General features: G+C 71.5%; 13 protein-coding genes. 10 read left to right on the forward strand and 3 right to left on the reverse strand.

The window, feature by feature from the left end; translation table 11 throughout:
- Nucleotides 1–76: 76 nt before the first annotated feature.
- The 7 genes from ACXDC7_RS10475 (at nt 77) to nusB (ending at nt 7,954) form a co-directional block, all read left to right on the forward strand.
- Nucleotides 77–1,264: an NAD(P)/FAD-dependent oxidoreductase gene (locus ACXDC7_RS10475; protein ID WP_459222088.1), complete on the forward strand. Its 1,188-nt coding sequence runs from the start codon at nt 77–79 to the stop codon at nt 1,262–1,264.
- 29 nt (nt 1,265–1,293) lie between these two features.
- Nucleotides 1,294–2,757 (forward strand): 2-oxoadipate dioxygenase/decarboxylase, encoded by a 1,464-nt coding sequence (gene hglS / locus ACXDC7_RS10480; protein WP_459222089.1) that lies wholly within the window; start codon nt 1,294–1,296, stop codon nt 2,755–2,757.
- On the forward strand, nt 2,754–4,277 hold the full coding sequence (gene amaB, locus ACXDC7_RS10485) for an L-piperidine-6-carboxylate dehydrogenase (protein ID WP_179443608.1): 1,524 nt from the start codon (nt 2,754–2,756) through the stop codon (nt 4,275–4,277). The genes hglS and amaB overlap by 4 nt, the downstream gene beginning before the upstream one ends.
- A 93-nt stretch (nt 4,278–4,370) precedes the next feature.
- Nucleotides 4,371–5,897, forward strand: coding sequence for an amino acid permease (locus ACXDC7_RS10490; RefSeq protein WP_459222090.1), 1,527 nt, complete (start codon nt 4,371–4,373; stop codon nt 5,895–5,897).
- Nucleotides 5,878–6,843 (forward strand): ornithine cyclodeaminase family protein, encoded by a 966-nt coding sequence (locus ACXDC7_RS10495; protein ID WP_459222091.1) that lies wholly within the window; start codon nt 5,878–5,880, stop codon nt 6,841–6,843. The genes ACXDC7_RS10490 and ACXDC7_RS10495 overlap by 20 nt, the downstream gene beginning before the upstream one ends.
- An 87-nt stretch (nt 6,844–6,930) precedes the next feature.
- On the forward strand, nt 6,931–7,488 hold the full coding sequence (gene efp, locus ACXDC7_RS10500) for an elongation factor P (protein ID WP_179443605.1): 558 nt from the start codon (nt 6,931–6,933) through the stop codon (nt 7,486–7,488).
- Nucleotide 7,489: 1 nt separating this feature from the next.
- Nucleotides 7,490–7,954: a transcription antitermination factor NusB gene (gene nusB, locus ACXDC7_RS10505; RefSeq protein WP_459222092.1), complete on the forward strand. Its 465-nt coding sequence runs from the start codon at nt 7,490–7,492 to the stop codon at nt 7,952–7,954.
- Nucleotides 7,955–8,451: 497 nt separating this feature from the next.
- Here the strand turns inward: nusB and ACXDC7_RS10510 are convergent, their stop codons facing one another.
- From ACXDC7_RS10510 to ACXDC7_RS10520, 3 genes are all read right to left on the reverse strand, one after another.
- Nucleotides 8,452–8,928 (reverse strand): ribose-5-phosphate isomerase, encoded by a 477-nt coding sequence (locus ACXDC7_RS10510; protein WP_179443604.1) that lies wholly within the window; start codon nt 8,926–8,928, stop codon nt 8,452–8,454.
- Nucleotides 8,921–10,672, reverse strand: coding sequence for a dihydroxyacetone kinase family protein (locus tag ACXDC7_RS10515; protein WP_459222093.1), 1,752 nt, complete (start codon nt 10,670–10,672; stop codon nt 8,921–8,923). The genes ACXDC7_RS10510 and ACXDC7_RS10515 overlap by 8 nt, the downstream gene beginning before the upstream one ends.
- Before the next feature lie 175 nt (nt 10,673–10,847).
- Entirely contained in the window at nt 10,848–11,969 is a 1,122-nt protein-coding gene (locus ACXDC7_RS10520) for a PQQ-dependent sugar dehydrogenase (RefSeq protein ID WP_459222094.1), read from the reverse strand.
- 118 nt (nt 11,970–12,087) lie between these two features.
- On the opposite strand from ACXDC7_RS10520, the gene carA reads away from it, so the two are divergent.
- The 3 genes from carA to ACXDC7_RS10535 are packed head-to-tail and all read left to right on the forward strand — an operon-like array spanning nt 12,088 to nt 17,695.
- A complete protein-coding gene (gene carA / locus ACXDC7_RS10525) occupies nt 12,088–13,236 on the forward strand; it encodes a glutamine-hydrolyzing carbamoyl-phosphate synthase small subunit (RefSeq protein WP_459222095.1) in 1,149 nt (382 codons plus the stop codon).
- Nucleotides 13,236–16,613, forward strand: coding sequence for a carbamoyl-phosphate synthase large subunit (gene carB / locus ACXDC7_RS10530; RefSeq protein ID WP_459222096.1), 3,378 nt, complete (start codon nt 13,236–13,238; stop codon nt 16,611–16,613). The genes carA and carB overlap by 1 nt, the downstream gene beginning before the upstream one ends.
- Nucleotides 16,610–17,695, forward strand: coding sequence for a quinone-dependent dihydroorotate dehydrogenase (locus ACXDC7_RS10535; RefSeq protein ID WP_459222097.1), 1,086 nt, complete (start codon nt 16,610–16,612; stop codon nt 17,693–17,695). Before carB ends, ACXDC7_RS10535 begins: the two co-directional genes overlap by 4 nt.
- The last annotated feature ends 1 nt before the right edge of the window (nt 17,696 follow it).

A 17,696-nucleotide genomic window follows, 5' to 3' on the forward strand; every position in this document is an offset into this window, starting at 1 on the left:
AGCTTCGCAAGCTGTGAAGTGATTGGTCAAGGAAACTTCACTTGACGTAAACGGATCGGCGGGGTGGGATGGCGCCATGTCCGCACCGCTCCCGGACCGCGCCGCCGCGGTCGTCATTGGCGGCGGCGTGCTCGGGGTCTCGGTGGCCCACCACCTCGCCGCCGGCGGGCTGTCGGATGTCGTGGTGCTCGAGGCGGCCGAGCTGGGCGCCGGATCTTCGGCCAAGCCGCTGGGCGGGGTCCGCGCCACCTTCTCCGATCCCGCCAATGTCGAGCTGGCCGCGTGGAGCCTGCGGCGCTATCTGGACTTCGGCGCCGAGGTCGGCTGCGACATCGGGCTGCACCGGGTGGGCTACCTGTTCCTGGTCCGCGACGATGCGGACCTCCCGGTCTGCGAGGACGCCGTCGCGGTGCAGAACGCGTTCGGCGCGGGCGCCCGGGTGATCGGCCCGCAGGAGGCGGCGGCGCTCTGTCCGCCGGTGGATCCCGCCGCCCTCGTGGCGGCGTCGTGGTCGCCGCGCGACGGATTCGCCCAGCCGGCCCGCGTCGTCGACGGGTACGCCGCCGCTGCCGCCCGCGCCGGCGCCACCATCTGCACCCGCACCGCGGCGACCGGCATCGAGCTCACCGGCGGCCGGGTGGCCGGGGTCCGGGTCGGCGATCGCCTGGTCGCGACCGACACGGTGATCTGCTGCGCCGGGGCCTGGAGTGCCCGCGTCGGGGACTGGGTGGGCGTCGACCTGCCGGTCACCCCGGTGAAACGACAGATCGCGATCACCCCGCCTCGGCGCGGAGGCTGGCCGCGGGTGCCGTTCACCCTCGACCTCGCCACCACCATGTACTTCCACAACGCGAGCTTCGGCGCCCGGACCGCCGCGGCCGACGACGGATTGCTGGTCGGCATCTCCGATCCCGACACCCCCGACGGTTTCGACCGCGAGCCGAGCGAGGAGTGGCTCCCCGGGTTCCGGGCCGCCGCACGGGTCTGCGCACCCGGGCTGGCCGACCTGCCCACCACCGGCGGATGGGCCGGGCTGTACGAGAACACGCCCGACCACAACGCCCTGATCGGGGCGAGCGATCGGGTGCCGGGATTCCTCTATGCCACCGGCTTCTCCGGCCACGGATTCCTCCAGGCGCCCGGTGCCGGGCGGATCGTCGCCGATCTGGTGCTCGGCCGGCGCCCCTTCATGGATCCCGCGCCGTTCAGCGCCGAGCGGTTCGCCCGCCGTGCCGAACGGCCGCGCGAGTTGCACATCATCTGAACCGTCCACGATCGATCGAAAGGGCAGCGATGAGTTTCGTCCCGGCCTGGCAACTGCGGGCCGCGTTCGCCCGCAGGCTGTCGGCCATGTACGGGGCCGAGGTGCCCGCCTACACCACGCTGGTCGAGGTCTCGACGGAGGTGAACACCGATGTCGCGGCCGCCGACCCGGCGGGCGCGGAACGGCTCGGGTCGATCCACCGGGTGACCGCCGAGCGGCACGGCGCGATCCGGGTCGGTTCCCCGCGCGAGCTCGCGGAAGTGGCGCGGGTGTTCGGCGCGTTCGGGATGAGCCCGGTCGGCTTCTACGACCTGCGCGATGCGGCCGCCTCCGCGGTGCCCGTGGTCTCCACCGCGTTCCGGCCGACCACGGCCGACGAGCTGGCCCGCAACCCCTTCCGAGTGTTCACCTCGATGCTCACCCCGGGCGATCGGCGCTTCTTCGATCCCGAGCTCGGCGCCCAGGTCGAGGCCTTCGTCGCCTCGCGGCAACTGTTCGGCCCGGAGCTGCTCGAACTCGCCGATGCCGCGATCGCCGGCGGCGGGCTGCGCGATGACGACGCCGAGCGACTGCTCAAGCTCGCCACCGGCGCGTTCGAACTGTCGGCGGAGCCGGTCGACCACGACTGGTACCGGCGCCTGGAACGGGTCAGCGCGGTCGCCGCCGACATCGCGGGTGTGACGTCGACCCACATCAACCACCTGACACCCCGGGTGCTGGACATCGATCAGCTCTACGACCGGATGGAACGCCGCGGGATCACCATGATCGACGAGATCCAGGGCCCGCCGCGCTGGAACGGGCCCGACGTGTTGTTGCGCCAGACCTCGTTCCGGGCGCTGGACGAGGAACGCAGCTTCCGCTTCGCCGACGGCACCGAGGGCCCCGGCGCGCTCCGCGTCCGGTTCGGCGAGGTCGAGGCGCGCGGGATCGCGCTGACCCCGGCGGGACGGGACCGCTACGACGAGCTGCTCACCGAGATCGACTGCCGACTGGCCGCCGACCCGGACGGGCCCGCCGAGGCGAGGCCGAGCGGCGACGGGCCACGGATCCGGGCCCTGGGCACGCCCCGCCAGCGCACCGCCCGGGCGGTCTGGGCCGCGGGACTGCCGGACACCGAGTCCGGGCTGGCCGAGCAGGGCCTGGGCTGGTTCAGCTACACCGTGGGCGAGGACTCCGTGGTACGCGGCGGCGAGCACGACCTTGCCGACCTGGTCGCCGGCGGCGTGCTCGTCGCCGAACCGATCGTCTACGAGGACTTCCTGCCCCGCTCGGCCGCCGGGATCTTCCAGTCCAACCTCACCGGGGAGGGTACGCGCGATGCCTCCCGGTCGGGCGAGGACTACGATCTCGCCCGACTGTCCGAGCTGATCGGCGTCGCCATCGCCGATCCCCAGCGGCTCTACGCCGCGCGTCGTACCGAGTCGCTGGCCGCCGCGGCCGACCGACTCGGCATCAGCATCCGCACCGAACCGATTGGAGATCGATCATGACCCTGCCCGGCACCGCGACCATCGCCGGATCCGTCACCGACGCCCTCGCCGCCTGCGGCGTGGCCCCGGATCGGATCGGCGGCGACTTCGCCACGCGTACCCCGATCACCGGCGGTGCGCTGCCCGGCGCGACCGGGGACGATGCGGCGAGCATCGACGACAAGATCTCCCGTGCCGCCGCGGCGTTCCCGGCCTGGCGCGACACCCCGGCACCGGTGCGCGGCAATCTGATCAAGCGCTGGGGAGAGCTGCTCACCGAGCACAAGGCCGACCTTGCCCGGATCGTCACCGCCGAGGCGGGCAAGATCACCTCCGAGGCGCTCGGCGAGGTCCAGGAGATGATCGACATCTGCGATCTGGCCGTCGGCCAGTCGCGCCAGCTCTACGGCAAGACGATGCCCTCGGAGCGGCCGGGGCATCGCCTGATGGAGACCTGGCACCCGCTCGGCGTGGTCGGGATCATCTCCGCATTCAACTTCCCGGCCGCGGTCTGGGCGTGGAACACCGCCCTCGCGCTGGTCTGCGGCAATACCGTGGTGTGGAAGCCGAGCGAGCTGACGTCGCTGACCGCGCTGGCCGCGGACGCGCTGCTGGGGAAGGCCGTCGCCGAGGTCGGTGCGCCGGCCGACCTGCACCACGTGATCGTTTCCGACCGGGCCGGCGGCGAGCGGCTGGTCGACGACCCGCGGGTGGCGCTGGTCTCTGCCACCGGCTCGGTCCGGATGGGCCGCGAGGTCGGGCCGCGCGTCGCCGCGCGGTTCGGCAAGCTGCTGCTCGAGCTGGGCGGCAACAACGCGGCGATCGTCACCCCGAGCGCCGATCTCGATCTTGCGGTACGCGGCATCGTCTTCGCCGCCGCCGGCACCGCCGGGCAGCGCTGCACCAGCATGCGCCGCCTGATCGTGCACTCCTCGATCGCCGACGAGCTGGTCGGCCGGATCACCGCCGCCTACGGCACGCTGGCGATCGGCGACCCGGAGGCCGAGGGAACGCTGGTCGGCCCGTTGATCAACGAGAAGGCATTCGAGGGGATGCGGCGGGCGCTGGACGAGGCCCAGGCCCAGGGCGGCAAGGTCCGCGCCGGTGGCGAGCGGGTGCTGGCCGACGAGGCGCCCGAGGCGTACTACGTCGAGCCGGCCGTGGTGTCCATGCCGGGCCAGGAAGCGATCGTCACCGAGGAGACCTTCGCCCCGATCCTCTATGTGATGACCTACGACGACATTGAGGACGCCATCGCGATGAACAATGCGGTTCCGCAGGGCCTGAGCGCGGCGATCTTCACCGGCGACCAGGCCGAGGCCGAGCTGTTCGTCTCCAGTGCGGGCTCCGACACCGGGATCGCCAACGTCAACATCGGCACCTCGGGCGCGGAGATCGGCGGCGCCTTCGGCGGCGAGAAGGAGACCGGTGGTGGCCGGGAGTCGGGTTCGGACTCCTGGCAGTCCTACATGCGGCCCGCGACCAATACGGTCAACTACTCCGGCCAGCTCCCGCTCGCCCAGGGGGTCGAGTTCGTCTGATTCGGGCGAAACGCTGGACGCGGCAGCCTCGGGGAGCGAGCCTGAATCAGTGGACGACCGTACGGGGGAACCGAGCGGGAAGGGGAGTTCGCCATGAGCACGACCCGAGAAGGGGGAGGGCCGCCGCCAAGCGGCGGGCTGTTCTCGACCGGTGAGCGGGGGATCTTCCGGCGTACCCTGCCGGCGGATGTGCCGAAGGATCAGACCTTCACCCGGTCGCTGACGCTGTTGCAGTTGACCATGATCGGCGTGGGCGCGATCATCGGCGCCGGCATCTTCAGCCTGGCCGGCGAGGTGGCGCGCAACACCGCCGGCCCGGCGGTGGTGATCAGCTTCCTGATCGCGGGCGCGGCGTCGCTGTGCGCGGCGTACGCCTATGCCGAGTTCTCCTCGCTGGTACCGCGCGCCGGCTCGTCCTACACCTACGGCGCGGCCGTGCTGGGCGAGTTCGTCGGCTGGCTGATCGGCTGGGACCTGCTGCTGGAGTACACCGCGATCGTCGCGGTGGTGGCGATCGGGGTGTCGGGGTACCTGAACTATGTGCTGGAGGCGATCGGCCTCGGGCTGCCGCAATGGGCGGCCGCCTCGCCGTTCGCCGAGGAGAATCCGGGCGTTGTCGATCTCGGCGCGGTGATCGTCTGCCTCGGCGTCGGGTTCCTGCTGACCCGCGGCACCAAGTCGTCGGCGCGGGTCGAGACCGTCCTGACGATCATCAAGATCATCATCGTCTGCGTGGTGGTCGGGGTCGGCGTCTTCTACGTCGACCCGGGCAATCTGGCCGACTTCATGCCGTTCGGCTGGCCCGGCGTCTTCGCCGGCGCGTCGGTCGTCTTCTTCGCGGTCTTCGGCTACGACGCGCTGTCCACCGCCGCGGAGGAGTCGGAGGACTCCCGGCGCAAGATGCCGAAGGCGATGCTGCTCAGCCTGGGCATCTGCATGGTGCTCTATGTGGCCGTCGCGCTGGTGATGTGCGGCATGGTGCTCTACACCGAGCTCGACCCCGAGGCCGCCCTGGCCTACGCCTTCCAGGCACACGGGCTGGGCTGGCTCGGGTTGGTGATCGCGATCGGCGCGGTGGTCGGCATCGTCACGGTCTGCTTCACGTTCATGATGGCCGGTGCCCGGCTGTGGTACGCGATGAGCCGCGACGGGCTGATGCCGCGCTGGTTCGCGACGATGCACCGCAAGAACAAGGTCCCGCACCGGCCGACCTGGGTGATCGCGGTGCTCGCCGCCATCCTGGCCGGCGTCGCGCCGATCGGCATCGTGGCCGAGCTGGTCAACATCGGGGTGCTCGCCGCCTTCATCGTGGTCAGCCTGGCGGTGCTGGTGCTGCGCTACCGCCGCCCGGACCTGCCGCGCGAGTTCCGGATGCCGCTGATGCCGGTGCTGCCGATCGTCGGCGTCGGGTTCTCCTTGTTCCTGATCGCCCAACTGCCGCTCGACACATTCATCCGGTTCTTCGGCTGGATGGCGATCGGCATCGTCGTCTACGTGCTCTACGGCTACCGGCGTACCCGGCGGGTGATGCCGGGCGGTTCGGTCGACATCGCCAAGATCACCACCGACGACACCGGCACGGAGCCGGCCGGGGGACCAGGTGCCGATCCGCGTTCTTGATCACGCGACGGTCGCGGCGTTGATCGACCCGCTCGCGATCATCGACTCCCAGCGCGCGGTGTTCGCCGCGTATGCGCGCGGGGAGGTGGCACTGGCACCGCGCGGCCTGCTGCCGGGGCCCGACGGCAGCACCGCCTTCGCCTACGCGGCCCGGGCGGGCGAGTGGGCCGGAGCGGTGGCCAAGTTCGGCAGCGTGAATCCGGCCAATGCCGCGGCCGGGCGGCCCGCCATCAGCGCGACGATTCTGGCGCAGGATCCGACCACCGGCCGGCTGGCCGCGATCCTCGACGGCGAGGCCGTGACGACCGCGCGGACCGCCGCCGCCAGTGCGGTCGCCGCGCAACTGCTCGCGGCGCCGGGACCGGGCCGGGTCGCGGTGCTCGGCGCCGGGGTGCAGGCCCGCGCCCACCTGCGCGCCCTGGCCGCGGTCGGGCTGCTCGGCGAGGCCGTGGTGATCGGGCGCAGCGCGGGTTCGGCCGACGCCCTGGTCACCGAGCTCGGACCCGAGTTGGGCGTACCGCTCGCCGCGGGAACCCTGTCCCAGGTCGGCGATGCCGCGATCGTGGTCTGCGCGACGACCAGCACCGAACCGGTCCTCGATGCCGGTGACGTGACGTCGGGGGCGCTGGTGATCTCGGTCGGTTCCTTCGCCCCGCATGCCGCCGAGCTGACCCCGGCGTTGCTCGACCGGGCTGGCCTGGTCGTGGTCGACGACATCGCGACCGCTCGGGAGCAGGCGGGCTGCCTGGTGCGGGCCGGTGCCGCGGGCGTACGCCCACGGCTGCATGCGCTCGGCGAACTGCTGAACGACCCGCCCGGCCGCGACCCGGAACGGATCGTGGTGTACAACTCCGTCGGGCTCGGCTTCCAGGATGCGGCTGCGGTGGCACCGATCCTTGCGGCGGCCGCCGAACAGGACGCGGGCCTGCTCATCGAGTTGGGCTGAACGGCGCCGGAGGCGGCTAAGCTGTGGCGTTGTTCCCCGCCGGTCCCGGCGGGCCGGACAGCACGACTCGACGAGAAGGGGCAGCGGGTGGCATCCACCAACGACATCAAGAACGGCATGGTCCTCGACCTGGACGGTCAGTTGTGGCAGGTGCTGTGGTTCCAGCACCACAAGCCGGGCAAGGGCAATGCGGTCGTGCGGACGAAGCTCAAGAATGTGCTGTCCGGCAAGGTGGTCGACAAGACCTTCAACTCCGACTCCAAGGTCGACACGGCCAATGTCGACCGCCGCGAGATGCAGTACCTCTACCACGACGGTGCGGGCTTCGTGTTCATGGACACCGCCACCTACGACCAGATGACCATCCCGGACGCCGTGGTCGGCGACGCGAAGGACTTCTTGCTGGAGGAGGCGCTGGCCACCGTCGCGCTGCACCAGGACAACCCGCTGTCGATCGAGCTGCCCACCTCGGTCGAGCTGGAGATCACCTACACCGAGCCCGGGCTGCAGGGGGACCGCTCCACCGGCGGCACCAAGCCCGCCACGCTGCAGACCGGCAAGCAGATCCAGGTTCCGCTGTTCCTGACGACCGGGGAGCGGGTCAAGGTCGACACCCGTACCGGTGAATACCTGAGCCGGGTCTGAGGTGGCCGCCGATCCCGCGGCGGGGCACGACCCCGCGCCGGGCCCGGAGCGGCGCGGCCCACGGGCGAAGCTGTCCACCCGCTCGAAGGCGCGCAAGCACGCCCTGGACATCTTGTTCGCCGCGGAGCTGCGCGGTTTCGACCCGGCGCGGCTGCTGGCCGACCAGATCGCGGCGGCCGACCCGCCGGTGCGCGACTTCACCCGGGAGTTGGTGCGCGGGGTGATCGACAATGCCGACCAGATCGACTCCGCCCTGCGCGAGTCGCTGTCCAGCGGCTGGAGCCTGGAGCGGATGCCCCGCGTCGACCGGATCGCTGCCCGCCTGGGCGTCTACGAGATCCTGCACACCGATGTCGCCGACGACATTGCCATCGCCGAGGCCGTCGCGCTGGCCGGCGACCTGTCCACCGACGACTCGCCCGCCTTCCTCAGCGGCGTACTCGGCCGGGTCGCCCAACGCTCCTGAGCCCCTCGCCCGGCTCACCCCCGTTGCACCATCCGCGAACCCAACCGGCACCCGCGGACTCATCCGGCACCCGCGGACTCATCCGGCACCCGCGGACTCATCCGGCACCCGCGGACTCATCCGGCACCGGGGGACTCAACCGGCATCCGCGAGCCGAACCGGCACTAGGGGACTCAACCGGCACCCATGGGCCGAACCGGCAGCCGCGGGCGTGACTCGGTTCGCGTCTGCCGGTTGAGTTCGCGTCTGGGCCCGGCGGTTTCCATCCGCGGGCTGAACCGGCAGTCGCGAGCGTAACCGGCACCAGGGGACTCAACCGGCATCCATGGGGCGAACCGGCAGCCGCGGGCGTTACTCCGTTCGCGTCTGCCGGCTGAGTTCGCGTCCGGGCCCGGCGGTGTCTATCCGCGGGCCGAACCGGCAGCCGCGGGCGTTACTCGGCCCGCACCTGCCGACTCGGCCCGCGGCTGCCAACTGACCCCGCGTTTGGCGAGGAACTAGCCTGCGCGGCCGCCCGCGGTCTCGTACTCGGTCAGCACGGCGACCTTCTCCGCCGACGCGCTGGCCGGGTCGAAGGTGTAGCCGATCCACTCGGCCGCCAGGCGCCGGGCCAGCTCGCGACCGATCACCCGCTGGCCCATGCACAGCACCTGCGCGTCGTTGCTGAGAATCGACCGCTCGACCGAGTAGGAGTCGTGGGCGGTGACGGCGCGGATCCCCGGCACCTTGTTCGCGGAGATCGCGACGCCGAGGCCGGTGCCGCAGATCAGGATTGCCCGGTCGGCGGCTCCGTCGTTGATCATCTCCCCGGCGGCGATCGCGACGCTCGGATAGGGGGTGTGCTGGTCGGCGCCGACACCGACGTCGAGCACCTCGGCGACCCGGCCGTCGGCGGCCAGGTCGGCCTTGATCATCTCCTTGTATTCATAGCCGGCGTCGTCCCCGCCGACCACGATCCGCAGCCCTTCACTCATCTCGCGCCTCCTGGTCTGGTTGCTGCTGGGTGTCGCCACGATCGGCCAGCACATCGGCCACCGTGGTGAGGATCATCGCCATCGACACCGCGCCGGCATCGGGGTGGCCGAGGCTCTTCTCGGCCAGCGGACGGGCGCGGCCGACCTGCGGTCGCAGGTCCGCGGTTGCCTCCGCCGCCGCCCGGGCGCTGGCGGCGGCGGCCGCCCACGCGCCGGCGAGATCGTCGCCGGCGGCCAGCCGGGTGTCGAGCTCGTCGACGAAGGGGTAGCTCGCATCGAGCAGCGTCTTGTCGCCCGGACGAGCGCCGCCGAGTTCGGCGATCTCGTCGACGAAGGAACGCGCCGCGGCCGCGACATCGGTCGGCGTGATCTCCGCGGCGGACTGGTCCAGGCTGCGCCCGAAGGCCTCGAGAGCGGCGCCCCACAGCACGCCCGAGGTGCCGCCCGCATGGTCGGCCCAGGCGCGCCCGGCGAGGGCGGAAAGCGAGGCAATGCCGCTGTCGGTCGGCGCGGCATCGATGGCCGCCACGGCCGCGCGCAACCCGCGTACCATCCCGCGCCCGTGGTCGCCGTCGCCGGCGATCGCGTCGATCCGGCCGAGCTCGGCCTCCTGCGTGGTGATCATGTCGGCCGCCGCGCGGATGGCCTCGGCGAACGCCTCGCCCGCCCGGACCCCGGCCGGCGACGCGGGTTCGGCGGCGGCCGCCTGCCCCTCGCCGGCCGCCTCGGCCGCGGGCGGCCGCAGACCCGCCAGCGGCGCGGCCTCCTTGCGGTACGCCGGTGTGTAGGCGTCGGCCCGCCACAGCGTTTCGAGCTCGGCGTCGAGCCACATCAGGGTCAGCGAGCAGCCGCCCATGTCGAGGCTGGTGACCAGCTCGCCGACCTCGGGCTCGACGATCTCGAGGCCACGCTCGCGCAGCAACCGGGCGACGTGGCCCCAGAGGAGGAACAGCTCCTCGTACTTCGTCGTGCCCAGGCCGTTCAGGATCGCCGTGACCCGCGTGCCGGCGCCCTCGGGCGTGGCCGCCAGCAGGTCGTTCACCAGCAGCTCGGCCAGCTCGCCGGCCGGCAGCATGTCGATGTCGCGGATCCCGGGCTCACCGTGGATGCCGAGGCCGAGCCCGAGCTGACCCTCGGGCACGGAGAACAGGGGCTCGTCGGCGCCCGGCATGGTGCAGCCGGAGAAGGCGACGCCGAGGCTGCGGGTGGCATCGTTCGCCGCCCGGCCGAGGCGCTCGACCTCGTCGATGTCCAGGCCCCGGGCAGCGGCGGCGCCCATGATCTTGAAGACCGTGAAGTCGCCGGCGATCCCGCGGCGGCGCTCGGGTTCGTCGGCGGACGCGATGTCGTCGGTGACCACGACGATCCGGGCGTCGATGCCGTCATCGGCGAGCCGCTTCGCCGCGATCCCGAAGTTCATGTTGTCGCCGGCGTAGTTGCCGAAGCTGAAGATCACGCCGCGGCCGCGGTCGGCGGCCCGCGCGACGTTGTAGGCCTGGGTGGCCGACGGCGAGGTGAAGATGTTGCCGACCACCGCGCCGGCGGCCAGGCCCGGGCCGACGGTCCCGCAGAACGCGGGGTAGTGGCCAGAGCCGCCGCCGATCACGACGGCGACCTGGGGCTCCTCGGCGTGGTGGGCGACGACGCCGCCCGGTACGGCGCTGAGCCGGTCGGCGTAGAGATCGCAGAAGCCCGCGAGCTGTTCCTCGGCGAACTGGGCGGGGTCGTTGAAGATCTTGGTCATCAGCCGTCGCTTCGGGTCGGTCCGGGGCCGAGCGGCCGGGCCAGTCCGAGCGGACGAGCGGGGACCGACAACCCCCGTTGGTTGGGTGTGCGAGCAGCCTGTCGAGTGCCTGAACGAATGTCAAGCACATCTGTTCAGCAGGACGTTCCCGTGGGAGCACCGCCGAGCGATCGCCTCAGCCGAGCGCGACCCGCAGGATCTTGTCGTCGCCGTCGCGCGGATCGCCGCGGCCGTCGGTGTTGGAGGTGCCGACCAGCAGGGAGTCGCCCTCGCCCAGCACCGCGCGCAGCCGGCCGTACTCATCGGCGAAGTGGGCGCGCGGCTCCCCGGTGCCGTCGGCGGTCAGCGGGATCTCCCACAGCCGTTCGCCACGCAGCCCGGCCATCCACAGCGAACCGCGGGCATGGGCCAGCCCGGACGGCGAGGCCTGATCGGTACGCCAGACCCGCAGCGGCGCGATGAACTCGTCGCTGTCGGAGCCCTGCGTGCCCTCGACCTCCGGCCAGCCGTAGTTGCCGCCGCGCTCGATCAGGTTCAGCTCGTCGAAGGTGTTCTGCCCGAACTCGCTGGCGAACAGCCGGCCGGAGTCGTCGAAGGCCAGACCCTGGACATTGCGGTGCCCGAGCGAGAACACCTCGTTGTCGAACGGATTGTCCGGCGCCGCCCGGCCGTCCTGGGTCAGTCGCAGGATCTTGCCCGACAGGCTGTTGCGGTCCTGGGCTGAGCCGCGCTCGGTGGCATCTCCGGTCGAGGCGTACAGCAGCTCGTCCGGCCCGAACGCCAACTGCCCGCCGTTGTGGATGCTGGCAACCGGGATGTTGTCCAGGATCACCTCCGGGTCGCCCGTGATCGCGCGCCCGTCGAACGGATAACGGGCGATCCGGTTGTCCCGCGCGGTCGAGTAGTAGACGAACAATCCATCCCCGGCGGGGTTGATCGCCAGCCCCAGCAGGCCGCCCTCGGAGCTGGCATCCACATCGCCGACCCGGGCCAGTTCGACCGCCCGGTCGCCGTCGAGGCGCAGAATGCGGCCGGTGTCTCGTTCGGTGACGAAGATCGTCGCGGCGTACCGGGCCAGCCCCCACGGGCTGGTCAGGCCGGTCGCCACCGGGGAGGGGTCGCGCGGCTCGGGCGGGGTGGTGGCGGTAGGGCTGCTCGGTGCGGAGGGTGTGCCCGTTGCCGAGGGTGTGCCCGGGGGCGCGGTGGACGGCGCGGGCGGATCGGCCGGCGCCGCGCAGGAGGCGAGGACCAGCGGCAGAACGGCGGCGGGCACGGCGAGCAGGAGGCGCGGGCGCATGTGCCGAGTGTGGCCGACGCCGCAAATCCGGCGTACCGGAATCCGGTCGGGTATGCGCTAGAGTCGCTGGGACAGCCACCCTTTAAGTCCTGTCCTGTGAGGCAGGAAAGGACGGTTCATGCCCGCACCATCATCGCCCGCGCCCGCTCTGTTGGTCCTGGAGGACGGCCGCACCTTCCGCGGACGCTCGTTCGGCGCCGAGGGCGAGGTCTTCGGCGAGGCCGTGTTCGCCACGCCGATGACCGGCTACCAGGAAACCCTCACCGACCCGAGCTACCACCGCCAGGTCGTCATCGCCACGGCGCCGCACATCGGCAACACCGGATGGAACGATGTCGACGACGAGTCCGGAAAGGTCTGGGTCGCCGGCTACGTCGTTCGCGATCTCGCCCGCCGGCCGTCGAACTGGCGCTCGACCCGCTCGCTGGCCGACGAACTCGCCGAACAGGGCGTGGTCGGCATCAGCGATGTGGACACCCGCGCGCTGACCCGGCACCTGCGCGAGCAGGGCGCGATGCGCGTCGGCGTCTCGACGACCACTCTCGATCCGGACGCGCTCCTGGCGAAGGTACGCCAGGCCCCCGCCATGTCGGGAGCGCGGCTGTCGGGTGAGGTGAGCACTCCGGAGCCGTATGTCGTGCCCGCGGTCGGCGAGCGGCGCTTCACCGTCGCCGCCATCGACCTCGGCATCAAGTCGATGACCCCGCACCGGATGGCCGAACGGGGCGCGGAGGTCCATGTCCTGCCCGCCGACACCGACTTCGCCGCGATCGAGGCGTTGGCCCCCGACGGTGTCTTCTTCTCCAACGGCCCCGGCGACCCCGCCGCCGATGATCATGCGGTGGAACTGTTGCGACGCACCCTCGATGCGGGCCTGCCGTTCTTCGGGATCTGTTACGGCAACCAGATCTTCGGCCGCGCGCTCGGTTTCGGCACCTTCAAGCTGAAGTACGGACATCGCGGCATCAACCAACCGGTGATGGAATTGGCGACCCGCAAGGTCGAGGTGACCGCGCACAATCACGGCTTCGCCGTCGACGCCCGTCCGGGCGAGGAGCGCGAGACGCCGTGGGGCAGCGCCCGGGTCAGTCACGTCTGCCTCAATGACGATGTGGTCGAGGGCCTCGAACTGGTCCGCGACGACCGGGTGGTGGCCTTCTCGGTGCAGTACCACCCGGAGGCCGCGGCCGGGCCGCACGATGCGGCGTACCTGTTCGATCGTTTTGCCGACGTGCTCGGTGAGCGCAGCGGGGAAGGGAAGCGCTGATGCCGCGCCGCGACGACATCTCCTCGATCATGGTGATCGGCTCGGGTCCGATCGTCATCGGCCAGGCCTGTGAGTTCGACTATTCGGGTACGCAGGCCTGCCGCGTGCTGCGCGAGGAGGGCTATCGGGTGATCCTGGTCAACTCCAACCCGGCGACGATCATGACCGACCCGGAGTTCGCCGACGCGACCTACGTCGAGCCGATCCGACCCGAGTATCTGGAGAAGATCATCGAGCTCGAGCGCCCCGATGCGCTGCTCGCGACGCTCGGCGGTCAGACGGCCCTGAACGCCGCGGTGTCGCTGCACGAGAGCGGTGTGCTCGAGAAGTACGGGGTGGAACTGATCGGTGCGTCGATCGAGGCCATCCAGCGCGGCGAGAACCGCGAGGAGTTCAAGGAGATCGTCCGGCGGATCGCGGGTGCCGAGCCGGCAGCCGGCGTAGCGAGCGAGGCCCGGGACGGGTCGTCCTACCAGGGCCCGGTCGCCGAGGTGGCCCGCAGCCGGATCTGCCACAGCATGGACGAGGTGCTGGCCGCCGCCGAGGACCTCGGCTACCCGGTGGTGGTGCGGCCGTCGTTCACCATGGGCGGCGTCGGTTCCGGCTTCGCGCACACCGAGTCCGACCTGCGCCGGATCGCCGGCGCGGGGCTGGCCGCGAGTCCGACCAGCGAGGTGTTGATCGAGGAATCGATCCTCGGCTGGAAGGAGTACGAGCTCGAGGTGATGCGCGATCGCGCCGACAATGTCGTGATCATCTGCTCCATCGAGAACCTCGACCCGATGGGCGTGCACACCGGCGACTCGATCACGGTCGCGCCGGCGATGACGCTGACCGATCGGGAGTACCAGCGGATGCGCGATGTCGCGATCGGCGTGATTCGCGAGGTCGGCGTCGACACCGGCGGCTGCAACATCCAGTTCGCGATCAATCCGGCCGACGGCCGGATGGTCGTGATCGAGATGAATCCCCGCGTCTCGCGCTCCAGTGCGCTCGCGTCGAAGGCCACCGGCTTCCCGATTGCCAAGATCGCGGCCAAGGTGGCGGTCGGCTACACCCTGGACGAGATCGACAACGACATCACCGGCGTCACCCCGGCCAGCTTCGAGCCGACCCTGGACTACGTGGTGGTCAAGGTGCCGCGATTCGCGTTCGAGAAGTTCCCGAATGCCGAGGCGACGCTGACCACCCACATGAAGAGCGTCGGCGAGGCGATGGCGATCGGCCGCAACTTCACCGAGGCGCTGAACAAGGCGCTGCGCAGCGTGGAGAAGCCGGAGGCGATCTTCGACTTCGCCAGCCCGGTCGAGCGGTCGGCCGGCGACCTGCTGGCCGAGGCGATGCGCCCGCACGACGGTCGGCTCGGCCTGGTGCTGCAGGCGATCCGGGCCGGTGCGAGTGCCGACGATGTGTACGCCGCGACCGGCATCGACCCCTGGTTCGCCGACCAGCTCGTGCTGCTGGTCGAGGTGGCCCGCGAGGTCGCGCAGGCGCCGGAACTGACCGCGGAGGTGATCATCCGCGCCAAGCGGCACGGCTTCTCCGATGCCCAGCTCGGGGCCCTGCGCAATCTCGACGAGGACGTGGTACGCGGCGTGCGCTGGGCGCTCGGCGTACGCCCGGTCTACAAGACGGTCGACACCTGTGCCGCCGAGTTCGCGGCCCGCACGCCCTATCACTACAGCAGCTACGACGACGAGACCGAGGTCGCGCCGCGGAGCAGGCCCGCGGTGATCATTCTCGGCTCCGGGCCGAACCGGATCGGGCAGGGCATCGAGTTCGACTACTCCTGCGTGCACGCCGCGCTCACGCTGAGCGAGGCCGGCTACGAGACGGTCATGATCAACTGCAACCCGGAGACGGTGTCGACCGACTACGACACCTCCGACCGGCTCTACTTCGAGCCGCTGACCGCCGAAGACGTGCTCGAGGTCTACCACGCCGAATCCCAGGCCGGACCGGTCGCCGGGGTGATCGTGCAGCTGGGCGGGCAGACCCCGCTCAAGCTGGCACAGCGGCTCAAGGACGCCGGCGTACCGATCATCGGGACCAGCCCGGAGGCGATCGACCTGGCCGAGGAGCGCGGCGCGTTCGGGCAGGTGCTCGCGCGCGCCGGGCTGCTGGCACCCAAGCACGGCATGGCGACATCGCACCAGCAGGCGGTGGCGATCGCTGCCGAGATCGGCTACCCGGTGCTGGTCCGGCCGTCCTATGTGCTCGGCGGCCGCGGCATGGAGATCGTCTACGACGACGATTCGCTGCGCGGCTACATCGAGCGGGCCACCACGATCACCCCCGAGCATCCGGTGCTGGTCGACCGGTTCCTCGACGACGCCGTGGAGATCGACGTGGACGCGCTCTACGACGGTGATCAGCTCTACCTGGGCGCGGTGATGGAGCACATCGAGGAGGCCGGCATCCACTCCGGCGACTCGGCGTGCGCGCTGCCGCCGATCACCCTCGGCGGCGAGGTGATCGACCGGATCCGCAGCGCCACCCGGGCCATCGCCGACGGGGTCGGGGTACGCGGACTGATCAACATCCAGTACGCCCTGGCCGGCGACACCCTCTACGTGCTGGAGGCCAATCCGCGCGCCTCGCGTACCGTGCCGTTCGTCTCCAAGGCCACCGACACCCCGCTGGCCAAGGCCGCGGCGCGGATCATGGTCGGCGAATCGATCGCTGACCTGCGCACGGCCGGCCTGCTCCGGGCGAGCGGCGACGGCGCCGACGCCGAGGACCACGGCCCGATCGCGGTCAAGGAGGCCGTGATGCCGTTCAACCGGTTCCGCACGCCGGACGGCTCGTTCGTCGACACCGTCCTCGGCCCGGAGATGAAGTCGACCGGTGAGGTGATGGGGCTCGACACGACGTTCGGGACGGCCTTCGCCAAGAGCCAGGCCGGCTCGTTCGGCTCGCTGCCGATGCAGGGCCGGGTCTTCGTCTCGGTCGCCAATCGCGACAAGCGCAGCGTGATCTTTCCGGTCAAGCGGCTCGCCGACCTCGGCTTCGAGGTGCTGGCGACCGCCGGGACGGCCTCGATGCTGCGCCGCCACGGTGTGGCCGCCCGGCCGGTCCGCAAGTTCAGCCAGGGCACCGGTCCCGACGGCGAACCGACGATCGTCGAGTTGATCAACGACGGGCAGGTCGATCTGATCTTCAACACCCCGCACGGGGCGAGCGATCACGGCAGCCCCCGGATGGACGGCTACGAGATCCGCACTGCCGCGGTACTGAACGACATTCCCTGCATCACCACGGTCCAGGGGCTTGCTTCGGCGGTCCAGGGGATCGAGGCGCTGCGGGCCGGCGGCGTCGGCGTGCGATCGCTGCAGGACTGGGCCGCGAAGCAGTCGGAGCCCGGCGGCCCGGCGTGACCGATCCGCTGCTGATCGGTTACCGGCGCCTGCTGCGGCCGGCGCTGTTCCGGCTCGGGCGGGGCGATCCCGAGTCCGCGCACGAGCGCGCGCTCGGCCTGCTGGCCCGGGTCTCGGCGATACCGGCGGCCCGGGCCGGGCTGTCGGCCCTGCACGCCCCGGGCGAGCCGATCGAGGTCGCCGGCATCGCGTTCGGCAATCGGGTGGGGTTGGCCGCGGGTCTGGACAAGCAGGGCGCGGCGGTCCGCGCCTGGGGTCCCCTCGGCTTCGGTCATGTCGAGCTCGGGACCGTCACCCCCCGACCGCAGCCGGGCAATCCCCGGCCACGGATCCATCGCTTCCCGCGCTCGGGCGCCATCGTCAACGCGATGGGATTTCCCAGCGAGGGAGCCACCGCTCTCGCCGCGCGCCTGGCCCGGCTGGGCATCCGTCGCGGCGATGGCGCCGCCGGCGCCCGGATCGGGATCTCGATCGGGAAGAACAAGGACACCCCGCTGGCGGACGCACCCGGGGACTACCTCGCCGCATTCGCCGCGCTGCATGCCCACGCCGACTACATCGCCGTGAACGTCTCCAGCCCCAACACCCCCGGCCTGCGGACCCTGCAGGATGCCGGCACGCTGGGCGAGCTGTTGGGGGCCCTCACCGCGGCCGCGCGGTCCGCCGATCCGGCGCGGCCCGTGCCGATCATGGTCAAGGTAGCGCCCGACCTGGGACCGGATGCCCTGGACGAACTGCTCTCCGTCTGTGTGGGGGCCGGAGTCGCCGGACTGATCGCCGGCAACACGACGCTCGACCGCACCGGGCTGGCGCCCGCCGACCGGCGCCCGGCCACCGACCTCGCCGGTGGCCTCTCCGGTCGGCCGTTGACCCGGCGCGCGTTGGGCGTCGTTCGCCACCTCGCCCGACGCGGGCCGTTGCCGGTGGTCGGAGCGGGAGGCATCATGACCCCCGACGACGCATGCGCGATGTTCGACGCGGGCGCCCGGCTGGTGCAGCTCTACACGGGCTGGATCTATTCGGGTCCCGCGCTGGTCAATGCGATCAATCGGCTCCCGTACCCGTGCCGACCCGAGGAGTGAC

The organism is Naumannella huperziae (assembly GCF_054073625.1).